This window comes from Undibacterium sp. GW821-FHT07F11, assembly GCF_059418665.1.
Genome location: NZ_JBWKQH010000008.1, coordinates 57,403 through 77,468 on the forward strand (window position 1 = coordinate 57,403; position 20,066 = coordinate 77,468).

15 protein-coding genes are annotated in these 20,066 nt (G+C 51.1%); 7 read left to right on the forward strand and 8 right to left on the reverse strand.

What is annotated here, in order from left to right:
* Positions 1 to 185: 185 nt before the first annotated feature.
* From AC07OI_RS19975 to AC07OI_RS20000, 6 genes are all read left to right on the forward strand, one after another.
* Entirely contained in the window at positions 186 to 833 is a 648-nt protein-coding gene (locus AC07OI_RS19975; protein WP_495258468.1) for a hypothetical protein, read from the forward strand.
* Positions 830 to 1,507 carry an ABC transporter ATP-binding protein gene (locus AC07OI_RS19980; RefSeq protein ID WP_495258469.1) on the forward strand — a complete coding sequence of 226 codons (678 nt, stop codon included), beginning with the start codon at positions 830 to 832 and terminating at the stop codon, positions 1,505 to 1,507. The genes AC07OI_RS19975 and AC07OI_RS19980 overlap by 4 nt, the downstream gene beginning before the upstream one ends.
* Positions 1,504 to 2,721 (forward strand): ABC transporter permease, encoded by a 1,218-nt coding sequence (locus AC07OI_RS19985; RefSeq protein WP_495258470.1) that lies wholly within the window; start codon positions 1,504 to 1,506, stop codon positions 2,719 to 2,721. Before AC07OI_RS19980 ends, AC07OI_RS19985 begins: the two co-directional genes overlap by 4 nt.
* Before the next feature lie 13 nt (positions 2,722 to 2,734).
* Positions 2,735 to 3,475, forward strand: coding sequence for an outer membrane lipoprotein-sorting protein (locus AC07OI_RS19990; RefSeq protein WP_492706733.1), 741 nt, complete (start codon positions 2,735 to 2,737; stop codon positions 3,473 to 3,475).
* Between the two features lie 2 nt (positions 3,476 to 3,477).
* Complete coding sequence (locus AC07OI_RS19995; RefSeq protein WP_495258471.1) at positions 3,478 to 4,740, forward strand: hypothetical protein; 1,263 nt, start codon at positions 3,478 to 3,480, stop codon at positions 4,738 to 4,740.
* A gap of 85 nt (positions 4,741 to 4,825) precedes the next feature.
* Positions 4,826 to 5,446 carry a hypothetical protein gene (locus AC07OI_RS20000; RefSeq protein WP_495258472.1) on the forward strand — a complete coding sequence of 207 codons (621 nt, stop codon included), beginning with the start codon at positions 4,826 to 4,828 and terminating at the stop codon, positions 5,444 to 5,446.
* Here AC07OI_RS20000 and AC07OI_RS20005 read toward each other — a convergent pair whose 3' ends face one another.
* The 3 genes from AC07OI_RS20005 to AC07OI_RS20015 all read right to left on the reverse strand — a co-directional run bounded on the left by AC07OI_RS20005 (position 5,447) and on the right by AC07OI_RS20015 (position 8,313).
* A complete protein-coding gene (locus AC07OI_RS20005) occupies positions 5,447 to 6,424 on the reverse strand; it encodes a GGDEF domain-containing protein (protein WP_495258473.1) in 978 nt (325 codons plus the stop codon).
* 212 nt (positions 6,425 to 6,636) lie between these two features.
* Positions 6,637 to 7,185 (reverse strand): GNAT family N-acetyltransferase, encoded by a 549-nt coding sequence (locus AC07OI_RS20010; RefSeq protein ID WP_495258474.1) that lies wholly within the window; start codon positions 7,183 to 7,185, stop codon positions 6,637 to 6,639.
* 21 nt (positions 7,186 to 7,206) lie between these two features.
* Entirely contained in the window at positions 7,207 to 8,313 is a 1,107-nt protein-coding gene (locus AC07OI_RS20015; RefSeq protein WP_495258475.1) for an HD-GYP domain-containing protein, read from the reverse strand.
* Between the two features lie 286 nt (positions 8,314 to 8,599).
* Here AC07OI_RS20015 and AC07OI_RS20020 point away from each other — a divergent pair, with 286 nt between their 5' ends.
* Positions 8,600 to 9,655 carry an SAM-dependent methyltransferase gene (locus AC07OI_RS20020; RefSeq protein ID WP_495258476.1) on the forward strand — a complete coding sequence of 352 codons (1,056 nt, stop codon included), beginning with the start codon at positions 8,600 to 8,602 and terminating at the stop codon, positions 9,653 to 9,655.
* A gap of 83 nt (positions 9,656 to 9,738) precedes the next feature.
* Here AC07OI_RS20020 and AC07OI_RS20025 read toward each other — a convergent pair whose 3' ends face one another.
* The 5 genes from AC07OI_RS20025 to AC07OI_RS20045 all read right to left on the reverse strand — a co-directional run bounded on the left by AC07OI_RS20025 (position 9,739) and on the right by AC07OI_RS20045 (position 20,031).
* On the reverse strand, positions 9,739 to 12,627 hold the full coding sequence (locus tag AC07OI_RS20025) for a M16 family metallopeptidase (protein WP_495258477.1): 2,889 nt from the start codon (positions 12,625 to 12,627) through the stop codon (positions 9,739 to 9,741).
* 206 nt (positions 12,628 to 12,833) lie between these two features.
* Positions 12,834 to 14,936, reverse strand: coding sequence for a dihydrolipoyl dehydrogenase (lpdA, locus tag AC07OI_RS20030; RefSeq protein ID WP_495258478.1), 2,103 nt, complete (start codon positions 14,934 to 14,936; stop codon positions 12,834 to 12,836).
* Between the two features lie 14 nt (positions 14,937 to 14,950).
* Positions 14,951 to 16,288 (reverse strand): dihydrolipoyllysine-residue acetyltransferase, encoded by a 1,338-nt coding sequence (gene aceF / locus AC07OI_RS20035; RefSeq protein ID WP_495258479.1) that lies wholly within the window; start codon positions 16,286 to 16,288, stop codon positions 14,951 to 14,953.
* A gap of 123 nt (positions 16,289 to 16,411) precedes the next feature.
* Positions 16,412 to 19,108 carry a pyruvate dehydrogenase (acetyl-transferring), homodimeric type gene (gene aceE / locus AC07OI_RS20040; protein ID WP_495258480.1) on the reverse strand — a complete coding sequence of 899 codons (2,697 nt, stop codon included), beginning with the start codon at positions 19,106 to 19,108 and terminating at the stop codon, positions 16,412 to 16,414.
* A gap of 452 nt (positions 19,109 to 19,560) precedes the next feature.
* A complete protein-coding gene (locus AC07OI_RS20045) occupies positions 19,561 to 20,031 on the reverse strand; it encodes a DUF4265 domain-containing protein (protein WP_492706713.1) in 471 nt (156 codons plus the stop codon).
* Positions 20,032 to 20,066: the final 35 nt, after the last annotated feature.

Below are 20,066 nucleotides of genomic sequence, written 5' to 3' on the forward strand. Positions count from 1 at the left end.
TGCCTTGCCAATATTTACACATAAGCAAGACCTAGCGCACAACACGCCTTCCATTCGCGCCATTTTTACTACCGTTCACGGCGGACTTCTTTACCTCGTCGCATCTGCATTGAGGCTGATGCCTCCCGCCTTTAATCTCCCCCTGTCGCAAACATCAATCACATGTAAACAAGAAGGAGATACACATGCGCGCATTTCACCTCACTATCAGTAAAAAAATTCTGTTGGCAAGCAGCCTGGCTTTGCTGGTCAGCAACCAGGCCATGGCATTTTCTGAGCCAGAGTTTAAAACTGCCTTCCAGCAATTCACCCAGTCTGGCAAAGGTAGTGAAGAAGCTGCTGCCAATGCCTTCAATGAATTACTCAAGCAAGACCCTGCCAGTCCTTTGATCATGGCTTACGCTGGTGCCAGCACGGGCAAACTGGCAGTGACCACCATGTTCCCATGGAAGAAAATGTCTTATGCAGAAGACGGCATGGCCATGCTGGAAAAAGCCCTGCAACTCGCTGCCGCCAACGAAAGCGCTCAGAGCCATGGCAGCACACCAGCAATACTGGAAGTCAAGTATGTTGCCGCCAGCACTTTCCTGGCAGTGCCTGCCTTTATGAACCGCGGACCGCGTGGGGCAAAACTCCTCAACGAAGTATTGGAACACAAGCAATTCGACAAGGCAGAACCAGGTTTTCGTGGTTCGGTGCTGATGCGCGCTGCCAGTCTGGCGAATGAACAAAAACGCCCTGAAGATGCCAAGCGTTACCTGAATGAAGTGGTCAAACAAAATGCACCACAGGCAGAAGCAGCCAAGGCCATGTTGAAAGGTATTCCATCATGAGCCTGGCACCTGCAATAGAACTGCATGCAGTTCATAAGACCTATCAACTCGGTGCCCACGTCGTCAAGGCATTGCAAGGTGTAGACCTGACACTGCAGCGTGGTGAATTGCTGGCACTGACCGGCCCGTCCGGCAGTGGCAAGAGCACCATCCTGAACCTGTGCGGGCTGATAGACCATGCCGACGCTGGCGACATCCTGCTCAACGGTGTCAACATCAATGAATACAGTGAAACGCAAAAGACACTGCAAAGACGCGACACCATAGGTTTTATCTTCCAGAACTTTAATCTTGTGCCTGTCATGACGGTGGCTGAAAATGTCGATTACCCGCTCTTCCTGACCGGTGTACCGGCAACAGAACGGCGTGAGCGTGTAGCTGCGCAATTGAAGGCAGTTGGCCTGCATGAACATGCCCAGCATTTGCCAGATGCATTGTCTGGTGGGCAGCGTCAGAGGGTAGCGATTGCCCGCGCACTCATCAAGCGCCCCAGTCTGGTGATTGCCGATGAACCGACTGCCAGCCTGGATTCGCACACCGCCGACCAGGTATTGGACTTGATGCGTGAGCGTGGTCATGCCGAAGGCGTGGCCTTCATCATCGCCAGCCATGATAACCGCCTGACTAGCCGCAGTGACCGCATTGTGTCTCTGCTGGATGGGAGATTGCAATGAAACTCAGCTGGCTCAAATTTGCCTTTTACAATACCCTGCGCAACCGCCGCCGTTCTGCCATTACCGTGGTCATCGCTGCGCTAGGTACAGCGGCCATTCTGCTGGCTGGTGGTTTTGCCTATTCGACGTATGAAGGCTTGGCGCAGATATCTGCCCGCAGCACCGGCCATCTGACCATAGGCAAACCCCAGCACTTCACCAGTGACCAGGATGTGCCACTGCAATATGGTCTGGAGAATGCTGCGGCACTGCAAAGCAAGTTGCTGACAGACCCAGCCGTGCGCTATGTCTTGCCACGCATAGAATATAGCGGCCTGATCAGCAATGGCGACAAGTCCACCATCATGATGGCAGTAGGCATAGACCCCGATGCTGAATTCTCGGTCAAGGGCCCAACCCTGACATTGAAAGAAGGGGAGCTCCTGCAAACCGAATCAGCAGAGGCAGAAATCGTCCTGGGTGACGCACTGGCACGCAGCCTGAAGGCCAAACCCGGCAGCAGTCTGACACTGATGGCCAGTACTACCGATGGCGCCCTGAATGCGGTTGATGTCACCGTCAAGGGTCTGGTATCCACCGGTGTGCCTGACCTGGATAAGCGTCTGGTGTACTCGAATATCAAGACTGCACAAAAGCTCTTGAATACCCAGCGTATCTCCAGCCTCGGTGTATTCCTGAACTCCATGAATGCGACCTTGCCTGCGCAAGCCAGACTGGCAACAGTCTTCCCGGAACTGACAGTACAAAACTGGCTGGAACAAGCCTTCTTTTATAAATCTGTACGTGATTTATATAACCGCATCTTTGGTGCCCTCGGTGCCATCATCAGTGTCATCGTGGTGTTCGTGGTTGCCAATGCCATGGCCATGGCCATCATAGAACGCACACGTGAAGTTGGCACACTGCGAGCCATGGGTACTTTGCCAGGGCAACTGATACGCAGCTTTTCTTTTGAAGGAATGATACTGGGCGGCACAGGTGCCGTCGCCGGTGCCTTGCTGGCGATCACCGTTGCGTTGCTGCTCATGGTGTTTCCCGTAGAAATGCCACCACCACCCGGACGCTCCAGCGGCTACCCCTTACTGATCACGATAGATGCAGCCATGTATGCCATCACCGTGTTCATGATGATTGCCTTGTCGATGCTGTCGTCAGCTTTCATCGCCCGCAAAACCCTGCGCCAACCTATTGTCGATGCGCTGGCACATAACTAAGACAGGAATAAAAATGAAAACAACTATACATATTGCTGCTTTACTGCTGGCAGCAACAACAGGTCTCGCCAGGGCAGATGAAGTCAGTGATATCTTGAAAGCTGCCGATCAGTTCAGGGTCGGTACAGAAAACATGCAGGTAGAGACTGAAATCACTACCTTTGCCAAGGATGGCAGCAAGGAAAAAGAAAGAAATTACCTGGTGTTTTCACAGGTCAATCATCAATCTCTGGTGCTCATGAAAAGCCCGGCAGAAAAAGGCCAAAAAGTCTTGATGCTGGGTGATGATTTCTGGATGCTTTTGCCCGGCAGCCAGCGACCTTTGCGCATTACACCCATGCAAAAACTACTGGGGGATGCGTCCATAGGCGACGTCGCCACCATGAGCTGGGCCCAGGATTACACGGGCAAAATCATAGGCGAAGAAAAATGCGACGACAAAGTCTGTGTGCACCTGAGCCTGAATGCAGTACGCAAGTCTGTCGCCTATCAGCGCATCGAGGTATGGCTGGGCAAGACCCGTCATGAACCCATCAAGGCAGATTTATATGTGCAGTCAGAAAAACTCGCGAAGCAAGCCCGCTTTGTATTTGACAAACCACAGGCACCAACAGCAGTGACAGAAATGTTTTTGCTTGACCAATTGAGCAGCCACAAAGAAACGCGGGTGCGCTATCTGGGCCGCAAGCAAAAAACCGTACCTGAACAATGGCTGAATCCCATGTTCCTGGCCAAAAATCCCAGCCTGGAGTAATCATGTACTATCTTAAGACCCAAGCACTGAGCAGTGTGCTGGCTGCCCTGCTGTGCGCACCAGCTTGTGTCATGGCTGAGGATGCAGACTTCAGTGGCCAAGTACGTGGCCTGGTCAACAGCTATTCCAGCAACAGCGCCAGTCCTTTGGCAATTGCCAATCAACTGGCACCTGGCTTATCCAGCAAGAATACACAACTGGGTGTAGTAGAAACCGAATTGCGCGCCAGTGGCAAAGGCATTAACGCTGTCGCCACCTTGCAGGGGCAGATGAATGATGGCGGGCGTACCCAGTCCACAGCCTGGCTCAATGAACTGTACGGCAGCCTTGGCGATGGTGCATGGCAGTTCAGCGCGGGCAAAAAAACCATCGCCTGGGATGTGGGTTATGGCTTTCGCCCTAATGACGTGGTGGCACAGGAAAAGCGTCGTTCGCTGATCAGCACTACCGTCATAGGCAAACCTTTGGCCAGCCTTGATTACTTCAACGCGAATACCTCAGTGACGATGGTCTGGGTCAATCCAGGTCACGCTGCGACGACGGACGTAGCAGATGAACAGGCACTGGCAGCACGGGTTTATCACCATGCTGGTGGCGTTGATTTGCATGGCTTTGGCCGTTATGGTCAAAAGAGTGGTGGTAGCTTGGGAGCTGCTGCATCCTGGGTGGCAACAGATGAAATGGAGGTCCACGGCTCCTTACGTTTCATGCAAAAAAATACGGGCCTGCGCATGAATGCAGATACTACCCCGCTTACTCTATTACAGCGTACCAGCCCATGGCAAAACAATACACAAAGCAATGTCGCGCAAGCCATGCTGGGTGCAAACTACACTACAGAATCTCAGCACAGTTTTTTCCTCGAAGTCTGGTGGGATGGCACAGCCTTGTCAGACCGCGAGTGGCAAGACTGGAACAAGCGCAACCTGGCTTTGCAGGGCAGCGTCAATTATTTACCGCAAATGCAGCAAGTGATTGGCTATAACCTGGCCTGGCAAAACCAGGCGCTGTCGGCCTCTGGCAATATCCGTAGCAAGAATGTGTTTGCACGCTGGAGCTGGCAAAAGAATGACTGGCAACCCTCGCTGGACGTATTGTGGACGCCAGAGGACAATGGCCGCATCATCACCGCGGCACTGGGCTGGCAGGGTGACCGCATCAGTATCAATGGTGGTTTGCGTATTTATGGCGGACCCAGCAAAGCAATAATCGCGCAACTACCAGATAGCAAAACAGCCTACATTTCTGCTACCTGGGCATTTTGAGTGTAGGGATGGGCAGTTTCAGTATGAATTTCAGCGAAAAATTAAGCGATAATGGCGGCTTGCTCCAAATCGCTGAAAGCCGCCCATGTCAAAATCCCATGTTGATGCCAATTATCGTTTCATCGCCGCCAACCAGGAAGTCAATACCCGCATAGCACAAAGACATCAGGCGCTGGCCCTGTACGTAACGCTGGTAGTGAGCCTGCTGGCCGCGCTGGTGGCCCTGAAACCGGGTGAGCCCAGCAGCAAGTTGCCAGTAGAATGGCTGGTCATGGGTTTTCCCGTGGCGTCGATTTGCCTGACATTCTTGAATTACAAAGCAGAACGCTCAATCACGAATTTGCGCCATTTCCTGGCCACGCTGGAAAGACTGGAAGACGCCCACCTGCATCTGCCCAGCTATAACACCGACCCGCGTTGGGCCAAAAGCGCCAACAAGGCCAGGCGCTTTCAGGATTATGCCTGTGCAGTACTGGTGGCTGCCGCCAATGCCATAGGCCTGGGTGCAGTCACCCACATCTACCCTGAACGCGTCGCTGCCAACCAGTTTGTCATCTGGATCAGTGTCATTACGGCACTGGCTTCTTTATTTGTGCTGCTATTCATGCCAGCCTGGAGTTATCGCCCGGACAGTGAGCTGGAAAAGCAGATCGTCATAGAAAATGAAGGTACGGCTATCGTCGATAACCCGGACAAGCAGAATTAATCAAACCCCGTCCTCCCGGGCCACGCGTACTGCATTGCGCCCGGACAGCTTTGCCTCATAAAGCTTGGCGTCAGCACGCTGGAACCAGGCTTCGCCATCTTCTCCGGTCATTTTCTTTGCCACGCCTATTGATACTGTGACAGGATAGTCACGCAGCAATTGTGATTTCTCTACCAGTGAGCGCAATTCTTCAGCAAAGCGTGCAGCAGCAATATCACCTATGCCCATGGCAATGACGACGAACTCTTCACCGCCATAGCGAAAAAAACTGTCCGCTGTCCGTATGCGTGAGCGTAACAACGCACAAAATTGTATCAGGACCTGATCGCCCACCATGTGACCAAACTGATCATTAATTCTCTTGAAATGATCAAGGTCAAGTATCAATATGCAAACGTCAGCCTGCACACCATCCTTGGCGCAGATGGTTTGCAGTTGCTTGTCAAAAGCGCGACGATTACCGGCTCCGGTTAAAAAGTCTTTTTCTGCCTGCTGGTTCAATTCAAAATGCTGGAGACTGGTGCGGTCAGAGAAGATGTAGGCAAACAGATTGATCAACACCAGCGTGACGACGAGGCTGGATATATCCAGTAGCAGCATCGCACCACGCAGGATAGCAATCAGACATAGCAAAGATACACTATTGATCATCAGGGCTTCTTTAGCCCTGAGTATGAAGAAGGCGGCAATCATCGTGGGATAAACCCAGTACACGATAGGAACGCCTTTGACATACACAGCCGCCAACATGCCCATGGAATAAAACACAGTGACGGCAATCCCGGCAAGACGGACGCGTCGTGTGCGCCAGACAAATACCATGATGCACAACATGCCAAGCACGATCAAGAGATCAACCGTTGCCATCAGCAAATTACCCTGGAACAAGCGCACAATGCCAAAGGGAAGGATGCTAGGTATGCTCAGACCACAAAGCATGAGCAAGACCACTTCTTCTTTTGAGCGTTTTAACAACATGCTTGCGTTCCTGGTCTTTGCTGGCCGTTGCAGGCGATTGCTGGCAATTGAATCAGTGCATCTCAAATTGATTGCGAGACTGTTCTATGCCAGCCTAACTCAAGCCACAAGCATATGTCCAACACTAAGCAACAAGCTTTGCATGAAAAAAACAGTCTTGCTCTGTCTTTCTCAAGCTTGCCCAATCTCACCATAGCGTTACAGCAATTTGTTTATTGGCTGGCAATATCGGGATGCAAGCGGGAATACATCCAGAAATTGCCCGGTGTACCACGCACCATGCGGAAGGCCCGCAGATAACCTTCACGCCCGAAGCTCAGGCGTTCCAGCAGTTGTATTGAATGGAAATTGCTTTCAAGCACAGTTGCCTGGATACGGTTGTAAACAGCTTCATGAAAACCCCAGTCACAAAGCACCGTTGCTGCGGCTTGCATGATGCCCTTACCCCAGTATTCAGGTGCCAGATCATAGGCAAGCTCTGCACTGCGATTGACACTGGAGATAGTATGAAAACCTATCGTGCCTACCAATCTGTCCTCTGTTTTGGTGACGATGGCAAGGCGAACGGGTGTATCAGGCTCATCGCTTTCATACACATCAAACTGTGGCAACAAATCTTTTGCCGCACTGAGGTTCCAACTGGTATGTCTGATCACATCCGGATTCTTGAGATAGGCATACCAGGCTTCAGCATCACTGCGGCGTATATTGCGTAGAGCCACATCCTTGTGTGAAATGTCAGGTACTTTACTTATCTGCATACTGTCTGCATGATTAAAGAATTATTGTCTGGCGATCAGCTTGCGTACCACATCATTAAACATCTCTACCATGGCGGGGTCGAACTGGCTTTCAATATTGGCGTTGATTTCGGAAATCGCACTCAGCAAACTACGCTTGTAACTACGGTCAGACCGCTCATTGGTGATAGAGCAAAAGGTATCTACTATCGCCAACATCCGTGCACCAGAATGTATTTGCTGTCCCTGCAAGCCATTTGGATAGCCAGAGCCATCATAGCGTTCGTGATGGTCCAGTACGATACGGGCCGCTTCATCCCAGTCGCCAAAGCGCAAGAGTATCTGGCTGGCGGTCACCACATGCTCCTGTACTATTTTCAGTTCTTCCCTGGATAAGCCCGCTTCCTTGTTAAAGATACTATGCGGGATAAAGCCCATACCCACATCATGCATCAAGGAGGCAGCCTTCAATTGCCTCGCATCTACTGGCAAACCCAGGGCCTCATTCAGGGCTTCGGTTAATTGCGCGGCTTGCTCACTGCGATTTTTTCTATAGATGCTGAGATTATCTATTTGCTGGGCAAACTTGTACATCATTGCCATGTCATCCGATAATTCCAGCAATACCTTTGGAGCTTTCGGGGTATTTTCCTTATTGGCGACCTTACCATCGAGCAAAGCAATCGCATCCTTGAATTGCTGCGCTTGAAAACCTTTGCTGCTGGTCTTTTGCAATGCATCGCACAGTTCATACAACTTCTTGAGCCTGACATCGCTGGTGTGGCCATTGGCAATCAAGTCGTTGAGCAAATCCTCGACTTCATCGATGGCCAGCAACAGAAATTCACCCAACTCGCGAAAATAAGGGTCTTGTTCAGCCCTGACCCTGGCGACGATCTCTTCAACCCTGTGCAATAACTCAACGAAGGGAACCAATCCCACCATCTGGCAATTGCCCTTGAGTGAATGCATGGCGCGGAAAAGGCGGTGCACATAAGCAGTACCGCCTTGATTATTCAATTCTTTGACGCAGGCCTCGGCTTCTTCGCAAGCTTCGCGTGTGCAATCGACAAAGTCGTCAATAATGCTACGCTCCATTGCCAGAAATTCAGGACAAGTGAAACTGTCAACGCTAGTGGCTGTATTCATCTTGTGGCTTTCCTGATTGTCGTAGATCAATATTACTAAAAATTATAGTTCAAGGCAGCATTCTTATACGAAGTACGGGATTTATTTTGAGGATACTTTTCAGCATCCATCCAATGCTCACCTTGTTATTAACTCCAGCCCATCTTAATGATTACTCTGTCAATTGAAAAATTTAATAGTCAGACTGGCAAATCAATTGCTATTATAGGAAGAATGGTATCAGGCGCTCGACTTGGCCGGATATGGCATAAGCGCAGTTTACTCAATTCAAGCTAAGATTTACCTCATGAAATCCAGTATTTTGAAATTGGTTTTACCGGTCTGGCGTGCACTCCCGACTGAATTCCGGCAATCCGGGTTGGCGGCAAAAATCCGGCAGCAATTTGTGAGGCCAACACCGGTAGAAATGCCTGCGCCTGTCGTGACTCCGGTTGAGCCTGTAGCACCAGTGCATGTTGAGCGTGAAGACCCACTCGTCCCTGTACGTGCCTGGCAAGATGGTTTCAAACCAAGCCACGACTATCTGGAGTCACCTCCACCCGCCCGCACAGAAGTGCTGAAATCATCCATGTGCACAGAACAGATGATGCGCACGGAAGTTTTCCAGTACTGGACCGCGCGCATGGGCGACAGGCCAGGTCACATGCACAGAAAAATCTGGGAGTGGGCCTTTATCACTCAGGCGTTAAAAGAGCGCGGCATGCTGCAGGAAGGACAGCTGGGTCTGGGATTTGCTGTCGGCACTGAACCTTTGACCGCCATCTTCGCGGCACATGGAGCGAACATCATCGCCACAGATTTGTTCACTGAAGAAGCACAGGCCAAGGGCTGGGTCGACTCCACCCAGCATGCGAATGGCTTTGAAGCCATCAACCAGCGTAATCTCTGTGATGAAAAAGAATTACGCAGGCTGGTTGAATTCAAATTTGCCGATATGAACAATATCAGTGAAGAACTGCATGGCAAATTCGATTTCCTCTGGTCATCCTGCGCCTTTGAGCATCTGGGTTCACTCGAACATGGCAAGCAATTTGTCTACAATGCCATGCACTGCCTGAAGCCTGGCGGCATTGCAGTCCACACGACAGAATTCAATATGTCATCGAATGAGGATACCGTTGATGCTGGCTCAACTGTCTTATTCCGGAAGCGCGATATCGAAGATATCATCACTACCCTGCAATCACAAGGTCACCAGATAGACATGGATTGGGATGAAGGCGATGGCTATGCAGATGGCCATGTAGACATGGCACCTTACATACAAGATACGCACCTGCGTTTGCAGATAGAAAAATACGTGGTGACATCCATAGGTTTGATCGTGCAAAAAGCAGCTTAATTTTTAGCCATATCCACATGTAAAAAAAGCTCTGCGATCATGATTTATCGCAGGGCTTTTTTACTACTCCTGGCTAATCGTATTTAATCAGCAAACACCTTGCTTGCTGGTGTAATGCTGACAGCTTCTGCCTTGATATTGAGTTTGCGCTTGCCTATGATCTGGTCTTCATCCAGCAATTCCTTGGGTTTGTCGGAATTGTATTTGATCGGCGATTCAGCATCCACCACCAGTTTTGCCTTCAGGTCGGCAGCATCTTTGGCGATGATGACGACGGACAGGTTTTCTGCCGACAAATGCTTTTTGATGGCAGCGTTGACATCTGCCAGACTCAGCTTGCTCAGGTTGTCACGCATCATCTTGGTGAATTCTGGCGTATGGTGCCATTGCGAATCCATGGCATAGCCTAGCTGCTGGTCCTGGGTGGCCGTCATCATGAAAACATTCTTCATCAGATAGGCACGGGTAATCTCAAACTCTTCCTTGCTCAGTCCATTGTTGACCATTCTGTCGAACTCGGTAAGCGCAACACGTATGGCCATCTGGGCATTTTCCGGCGCGACCGGACGTATCCAGATTTCGAACAGTTGCGACTGACGCGCCCTGTTGGCAGTCGGGAAGAACTGGAACATGCCTCCAGGGAAGGCTTCGATATAGGCATAGTCACCATAATTCATACCGCGTACTTCACGTATGCGCTGATACAAATGGGATGAGCTGGCACGGTGTTCACCCAACCAGGTCTTGGCCAGCCACAAAGCGGCAAAATCAGGGTGCGCACGCGTCACCGTGATGGGCTGCCCCAAAGAGATAGCGGTTGCCCGCGTATTCTTTTCTATGATCTCCACTTCCAGCCCCTTGCTGACCTTGCCCACAGGTGCGGCAATGCGGGCAATGCCTGCGCCTTCTGGCAATTTCGCCAGGGTTTGCTGCAAGGAAACCTGCATCGCTTCTGTAACATCACCGGAAATACCGACCTTCAGCGCGCCCTTGGTATAAGCTTGTTTCCAGAACTGTTTGACATCATCCAGCGTAATCGCATCTATGCCCTTGATCGTACCCAGCACAGGGTGGTCATACGGTGATGCTGCAAACACATTGGTTTGCAGGCGTTCTTTGGCGAGCTCTTCTTCGTTGTTGTCCTTCAGATCCAGTGTCAGGGCATTCTTTTGCGCATCCTTGAGACGGCGGAAATCTTCTTCACGGAAACCTGGTTCCAGCAATTGCGGCAGGGCGATATTGATCAGATCATCCCATTTGTCTTTGTGCACGGAACCGCTAAAGGTCGTCATTTCCTTGTCGGTCAGGCCATTGAAGCTGGCCGCCAGCGGAAACAAGGCCTTCTTGATTTCATCAATCTTGCGATCTTTGGAACCGGCCGCATCGACCATGGCTGCGGTCAGGGCTGCCAGACCTTCCTTGCCTGCCGGGTCATTGGCAGCACCGGCATTGAACACCAGCTTGAAGCGTATCTGTGGCAAAGCTGATTTTTGTACCAGCATGTCGAGCTTGCTGCCTGTGCTCTTGTCGGCAAAGCTGGCCAGCTTGGGCAACTGGCTGACCTCGGCAGGCAATGCTGCATTCGACAGCGTGGTGACGATCATGCTGTCATCGCTCAAGTATTTTTTCGCCGCAGCCTGCAAGTCGGCTGGCGTCAGGCTGTCCATGAGCTGATAGAACTGATTCATGGTCGCGTAAGAACGCTTGTAATGAACAAAGCGCACCAGGGTAGAGGCGATTTGCTCGGTATTGTCCAGCGTGCGTATCACACCATATTTGAGTGCAGACTTGGCGTCGGCCAGTTCTTTGTCAGACAATGGTTTCGTCGTGATACCAGCAACGGTTTTGAGGATGGCATCGCGCACATACACCACGTCTTCCGGCTTCTTGACCCGTGCACCTATGGTCGCCAGGCCAGGGTCAACATTGTCTGGCGTAAAGTCAAACAACTGATCGACCTTTTGCTCATCCTGCTGCAAGCGCTTGTTCAGGGCTGAGGTAGAACCGAATGACAGGTTCAGCAGCAGACGAAGGGCGGCATGTTCTTTGTTCACTTCAGAAAAAGCTGGCGCATGGAAAGCCACCGTCACATACGGCAAGGTAGGGCTGGGCCATGGCACATGTTTGTAGATCGCACCTGTCGCTGGTGGTTCTGCCGGGACAGCAGGCTGCACCTTGCCTCGCTGCCATTTACCCCAGTATTTCTCGACCAGGGCAATGGCTTTCTGCGGCTCTACATCACCAGCGATGATGACGGTGGTACGCTCAGGGCGGTACCAGCGGTCAAAGAACACCTTGGAATAAGCATATTGATTGGGCATATCCTCAATATCCTTGAGAAAGCCCATGGTGGTGTGTTTGTAGGTATGTTTCTGGTAAGCCGCATCACGCATGACTTCAAACAGCTTGCTGATGGGATTGGCGCTATTTTTATTGTATTCACCCAGTACCGCGCGCGATTCTGTCTTGAAATCAGCTTCGCTATAGGACAGGTTCTGGAAACGGTCTGCTTCTACCCTCAGCATGGTTTCCAGGTCTTCCTTGGAAAATGTCGTGTGATAGTTGGTCAGGTCGTCGCTGGTATACGCATTTTGCCGTGCGCCAGTGGCGGTCAATATGTCTTTGTACTTGTCTGCCGGAATATCCTTGGTACCGCGAAACATCATGTGTTCAAAGAAATGGGCAAAACCGGATTTGCCCTCTTCTATCTCATTGCGCGAACCCGTCTGTACCGGGATATGCAGAGAGATGATGTTAGGCAAGCCAGTCGGCACGATGATGATTTTCAGGCCATTGGGCAAGAGCTTTTCTGTTGCGTGAAATGGCAGCAGGTCTGCCATTTTTTGTCCTGGCTTGGCTGCTTTAGCTGCCGTAGTTGTCGGAGCAGCTTTATCCTGTGCATGAACAGAAATAGCAGGGAGAAATGCAGTTGCCAGCGTAATGGCCAGCGTGCTGCGTACAAAGGTTTTCATGGTTGCACCACCTGTAATATTTTATTGTAAGGGAGCTTGATCAGATTCTATGGAGCTACGTTTTACCAACACGCAAAGATAGCTCAAAAAGCAGCGTTTTGACTACCGTTTGCAGAACAAGTTCAGAAAACCAGAGTTCAATGGCCATGAATACAAAAAGCCCTGATGCTTTTTATGCATCAGGGCTATCTTTACAGCAAATTCACTTATTTCTTGCGCTGCGGTGGCAAGTCAGTACAGACACCTTTATACACTTCAGCCGCCATGCCTATCGATTCACCCAGGGTAGGATGAGGATGGATGGTTTTGCCTATATCCACCGCATCTGCGCCCATCTCTATAGCCAGGGCGATCTCGCCTATCATGTCACCGGCATGCGTGCCAACGATGCCGCCACCGACGATGCGCTTGGTCTCTGCATCGAACAGCAACTTGGTGAAGCCTTCATCACGGCCATTGGCCACTGCACGGCCAGACGCCGCCCAAGGGAAATGACCTTTTTCAAGCTTGACGCCTTTGGCCTTGGCTTCATCTTCTGTCATACCTACCCATGCGACTTCAGGGTCGGTGTAGGCAACTGATGGAATGACACTGGCATCGAAGTAAGCTTTTTCACCGGAAGCTGCTTCTGCAGCGACATGGGCTTCATGCACAGCCTTGTGTGCCAGCATGGGTTGACCAACCAGATCACCAATCGCAAAGATATGCGGCACATTGGTGCGCATTTGTTTATCGACATTGATGAAACCACGGTCAGTCACTGCCACACCCGCCTTGTCAGCGGCAATCTTCTTGCCGTTGGGGCTGCGGCCTACCGCCACCAGTACCAGGTCATAGACTTGGGGTGCCGGTGCAGTCCCGCCTGCTTCTGCCGCTTCAAATGTGACCTTGATGCCTTCTGGCAGCGCTTCAACAGCAACCGTTTTGGTCTTCAACATGATGTTGTCAAAACGTTTTTCATTGAATTTTTGCCAAACCTTGACCATGTCACGATCTGCGCCCTGCATCAGGCCATCCAGCATTTCGACGACATCAATGCGTGAACCCAGGGTGGAATACACAGTTGCCATTTCCAGGCCGATGATGCCACCACCGATGACCAGCATGCGTTTTGGTATCTGGCGCAATTCCAGCGCGCCTGTGCTGTCAACAATGCGTGGATCAGCGGGTACGAAAGGCAGGTTCACGACAGAAGAGCCAGCGGCAATAATTGCCTGCTTAAACTGCACGGTTTTCTTGCTGCCATCCGCCGCGGTGACTTCGATATGGTTAGGGCTGAGGAACTGGCCCACACCCTGCACTACATTGACCTTGCGGGCTTTTGCCATGCCATTCAGGCCAGTCGTCATTTTCTTGATGACGCTTTCCTTGTAGCCGCGCAGTTTGTCGATATCGATTTCTGGCTTCGCAAATGTCACGCCATGTGCTGCCATGGATGCAGTTTCATCAATCACGGCAGCCACGTGCAGCAGTGCCTTGGATGGGATGCAGCCTACATTCAGGCAAACGCCGCCCAGCGTAGAATAACGCTCGACCAGCACCGTATTCATGCCCAGATCAGCAGAACGGAAGGCGGCGGAGTAACCGCCAGGGCCAGCGCCCAATACCATCATGTCGCATTCAACATCGACCTTGCCGGTGTAACCGGAAGCGATTGGCGCAGGGACAGCTGGAGCAGCAGCAGGTGCAGTTGCTGCTGGAGCGGCAACAGCAGGAGCAGACGCTGCCTGGCCTGCGGCTTCGACCAGCAACAGCAAGCTTCCTTCAGCAACCTTGTCACCAACCTTGACCTTGATTTCTTTTACAGTACCGGCATGGCTGGATGGAATTTCCATACTGGCTTTGTCAGATTCAACGGTGATCAGCGACTGGTCAACCTTGATGCTGTCGCCAACCTTGACCATGACTTCGATGACTTCAACTTCCTTGAAATCACCAATATCAGGGACTTTGACTTCGACGATGCCGACAGGCCCGGCAGGTGCTGCTGCGGCAGGCGCGGCGGCGGGTGCTGATGTTGGCGCAGGAGCGGTCGCAACTGCCGGAGCAGGCGCTGCACTTGCCGCAGCTCCTTCAGCTTCTATGACCAGCAACAAACTGCCTTCGGCAATCTTGTCACCGAGTTTGACTTTCAATTCCTTGATGACACCGGCATGGCTGGACGGGATTTCCATACTGGCTTTGTCGGATTCTACAGTGACCAGTGATTGATCAACCTTGATGGTATCGCCCACCTTGACCAGCAATTCTATGACTTCAACTTCCTTGAAATCACCGATATCGGGTACTTTGACTTCGATAGTGCTCATAGTCTGTTCTCCGTTCACAGCAAGGTTTTACGCAGATCAGCCAATACATCAGCCAGATAAGCGGTGAACTTGGCAGCCATGGCACCATCAATGACGCGATGGTCATATGACAACGACAAAGGCAGCATCAGGCGCGGCTGGAATTGCTTGCCATCCCACACCGGCTTGATACTGGATTTGGACAAGCCCAGGATCGCCACTTCAGGCGCATTGATGATAGGCGTGAACGCCGTGCCACCGATACCACCGAGTGAAGATATGGTGAAGGTTGCGCCCTGCATGTCAGCAGGTTTCAACTTGCCATCGCGCGCCTGGGCTGACAGCTCACCCATTTCAACAGCGATTTGCGACAGGGTTTTCTGGTCTGCGTTTTTAACAACAGGCACGACCAGGCCGTTAGGCGTATCTGCTGCAAAGCCGACGTTGTAATACTGCTTCAGGATCAGGTTTTCACCTGTCGCATCGAGCGAAGAATTAAATGCCGGGAATTTTTTGAGCGCTGCAACACTGGCCTTGATGACGAAAGCCAGCATCGTCAGTTTGACGCCGGATTTGACCAAGGCTTCATTCGAAGATTTACGGAACTCTTCGAGGTCGCTGATATCTGCTTCATCAAATTGCGTGACATGCGGGATCATCACCCAGTTGCGGTGCAGATTCGGGCCACTGAGTTTTTTGATGCGTGACAAAGGTGACGTCGTGGTCGCACCAAACTTGCTGAAATCCAGCGATGGCCATGGCAATACATCGAGACCGACGCCACTACCATTTTTTGCCGGAGCAGAAACCGCAGCAACAGCAGTGCTGCCAGCCATGATGCCCTTGACGAAGTTTTGTACATCTTCTTGCGTGATACGGCCTTTTTGACCGGAACCGGCGACGCGGCTCAGATCAACACCCAGTTCACGCGCAAATTTGCGTATGGATGGTGAAGCATGGGCCTTGCCTGCGCTGGCTGTTGCTATAGGTGCTGCCGTCGCTGCAACTGGAGCAGGTGCGGAGGCTGCAGGTGCCGGAGCCGCTGGTGCTGGCGTTGCAGCTACTGGCGCTGGTGATGCAGCCGGAACAGCCGCAGGTGTCGCTGCTGGAGCTGCAGCACTTGCCGCAGCATCAACCACGACCAGCAGAGAACCTTCAGCAACCTTGTCGCCCACTTTGACTTTAATTTCTGTAACTACACCGGCATGGCTGGATGGAATCTCCATGCTGGCTTTATCTGATTCTACGGTGATCAGTGACTGATCCACCTTGATGGTGTCGCCGACTTTGACCATCAGCTCAATGACTTCAACTTCCTTGAAATCACCAATATCCGGTACTTTGACTTCTACGCTACTCATAGTTTTCTCCATTGTCGCCCTGCGCTGTCACAGGGCGGTTGGGGTGAAGCCAGGTTTTACCCTGTCTTCACGCTCATCCTGCCTCTCCCTGAAAATGAGAGAGGCAGGAAATGTTAGTGGGTGTCAGACGTAAAATTACACAGTAACCGGATTAGGTTTATCTGCATTGATACCGTATTTGGCAATCGCCTGCGCCACTACAGATGCAGACAAGGCACCTTCATCAGCCAATGTCTTCAACGCAGCGATGACCACGAAGTAACGGTTGACTTCAAAGAATTCACGCAATTTGGCGCGGGAATCAGAACGGCCAAAACCATCCGTACCCAAGACCTTGTAGCTACGGTTTTTCGGTATAAAGGCACGTACCTGTTCAGCAAAGGTGCGCATATAGTCGGTCGCGACGACGATAGGGCCAGCCGTGTCTTTCAGGCACTGGGCGATATAAGGCACGCGTGCTTCTGCAGTCGGGTGCAGCATGTTCCAGCGTTCAGCATCCTGGCCATCACGGGCCAGCAGGGTGAAGGATGGTGCAGACCAGACATCGGCAGCAATACCCCAGTCATTTTGCAGCAACTCAGCACCGGCTATCACTTCGCGCAAGATAGTGCCTGAGCCCATCAGTTGCACGCGATGCTTGGTGGTTTGTTCGGATTTTTGCAATTGGTACAGACCCTTGATGATGCCCTCTTCCTGACCGGCTTTCAAACCTGGGTGGCTATAGTTTTCATTCATCAGAGTGATGTAGTAGAACACATCTTCCTGATCGGTCACCATGCGGCGCAGGCCATCATGCATGATGACTGCTACTTCATGCGCAAAGGTCGGATCGTAAGGAATACAGTTAGGGATGGTGGATGCCAATACATGGCTATGACCATCTTCATGCTGCAAGCCTTCACCATTCAGTGTCGTACGACCGGCAGTACCGCCGAGCAGGAAGCCACGTGCACGCATATCGCCAGCAGCCCAGGCCAGATCGCCAATACGTTGCAGACCGAACATCGAGTAATAGGTATAGAACGGGATCATCACGCGGTTATTGGTCGAGTAGGAAGTCGCCGCAGCGATCCATGAACTCATACCACCGGCTTCATTGATACCCTCTTGCAAAATCTGACCGGCCTTGTCTTCACGGTAGTACATGACCTGGTCTTTATCGACCGGTTCATACAACTGCCCCACCTGGCTGAAAATACCGATCTGGCGGAACAGACCTTCCATACCAAAAGTACGCGATTCATCGACCATGATAGGCACCACGCGCTGACCCAGGCTGGCATCGCGCAGCAAGGCAGTCAGGATACGGACATAAGCGGCAGTCGTGGAAATTTCACGGCCTTCTGCCGTTGGTTCCAGCATGGCCTGGAAGGCTGTCAGTTCTGGCACCACCAAAGCCTCGTCGGCTTTTTGACGGCGTTGTGGCAAATAACCACCAAGCTCTTTACGGCGCGCATGCAGATATTGCATTTCTGGCGTGTCGTCAGCCGGTTTGAAGAATGGGATAGCTGGCAATTCAGCATCAGCGATCGGCAACTGGAAGCGGTCACGCATGGCCTTGATGGCTTCGTCGTCAAGCTTCTTGGTATTGTGTGCAGTGTTGCGTGCTTCGCCAGATTTGCCAAAGCCAAAGCCCTTGATACTCTTCGCCAGGATGACGGTAGGCTGTCCTTTGTTTTCCTGGGCGACTTTGAATGCTGCGTAAATCTTGTGTGGATCATGCCCACCACGAGTCAGACGCCAGATGTCGTCATCCGACATTTTGCTGACCATTTCCAGCAATTTTGGATGTTTGCCAAAGAAGTTGGCGCGTACATAGGCACCATCCTTGGCTTTGTAGTTCTGGTACTCGCCATCAACGGTTTCCATCATCACTTTTTGCAGGATGCCGTCTTTGTCTTTCGCCAGCAACTCATCCCAGCCGCTGCCCCAGATGACTTTGACGACATTCCAGCCTGCGCCACGGAAATCAGATTCCAGCTCCTGGATAATCTTGCCATTGCCACGTACCGGGCCATCCAGACGTTGCAGGTTACAGTTGACGACCATGACCAGGTTGTCCAGCTGTTCGCGCCCAGCCATGCCGATCGCGCCCATGGATTCTGGTTCATCCATCTCACCATCACCACAGAATGCCCATACTTTACGTTTTTCAGTGTCCGCAATACCGCGTGCATGCAAATACTTCAGGAAGCGTGCCTGATAAATCGCCATCAACGGGCCCAGGCCCATGGAGACTGTAGGGAATTGCCAGAAGTCTGGCATCAGTTTTGGATGCGGGTAAGAAGACAGGCCCTTGCCATCAACTTCGCGACGGAAATGCAGCAACTGGTCTTCAGTCAAACGACCTTCAAGGAAAGCGCGTGCATAAATACCAGGGGAAGAATGGCCTTGTATGTAGAGCAAATCACCACCGTGATCTTCCGTCGGCGCATGCCAGAAATGATTGAAGCCTATGCCCAGCATATTCGCCAGCGAAGCAAAGCTGGACAGATGGCCGCCAAGATCGCCATCAACACGGTTAGCCTTGACCACCATGGCCATCGCATTCCAGCGCATATAAGAGCGCAGGCGCTCTTCAATTTCCAGGTTACCCGGGCAATGCTCGCCTTGGTCAGCAGGAATGGTATTCACGTAGGCAGTATTGCTGGAAAACGGGATATGGGCACCACGACGACGCGCCAGGTCAACCATGCGCTCCATCAGGTAATGCGCACGTTCAGGGCCTTCGGCCTCTATGACGGATTCAAGCGCATCCAGCCACTCATTTGTTTCAACTACATCGGGATCGTTGGCGGCCTGGGCCAGCACCTGGTCTATCTGGGGTGACATAGAAGGGGTCTCCTGTTGGTGCGCGTTTGGGTGAAACGCGCGGGGCGAATCGACAAATTACGGCTAGTTTTTTGTTCTCGCAAGTATTTTAACAGGACTTTTTAATTTTTCAAATAGCGATATATGATTTCATAATGTGAAATTTACGCCGCAACGCAGCAAATAAACTGAAAAATTCTTTTATTTTATTCATAAGTTCTCTATTAAAACTTAGCTCATAGCGCTTGGTGTGCAGTGCAAAATCCTTGAAATAAATTAATAGCACGCTTATTGCTTGCAATACTTGTTTGATTATCAATCGGCTAGTAAGTTGTTGCAATTGATCGCAAGCTTTTCCAAAGACAACAAAAAAAGGGCGATGAATAAATCATCGCCCTCCCAATCATCTTAATCGGTGCAAACCTTATTCTTTGAATCGATATTTCAGACCGCTTTAAAATATCCCAATCATTTCAGGGCCTTACCGACTCATAGATCAACCGTTGTTGATTATGCTGATGTAGCAAATATTTCAATACATTGCAATTGATATCTTTACTTGCTGCACTAACAGCAAGCAGATTCCTGGAAGACCACTCTACTTCTGCGCCAACATTCTGCAAAGTCTGAGCTACCTCGTTCGTATCCGTGCCCAGAGAATTGCCAAACCAGATACGGTGAGTTTTATATCCCGATGGCCTTAGGACGCGGGTAAATACATAGTCATTTGTAGTTTCTACTTCATCACCCAAATCCATATCCCAGGTAAAAAAGGGAATGCAACATATAACAAATTTATGTTCATCAATTTTCTTGGTCCATAGCTGCTCCCATTTTTGGGACTCTCCATCGTCATCGACTCTAGCCATTATTAGAAAATTAGCTTCTGCACGCCATACTGGGGATTGATGTGTTCGATACAAATCATCAGCTTTAGCAGACATGTATCTCCATTTTTATTCAAGATATGATTTGTTAA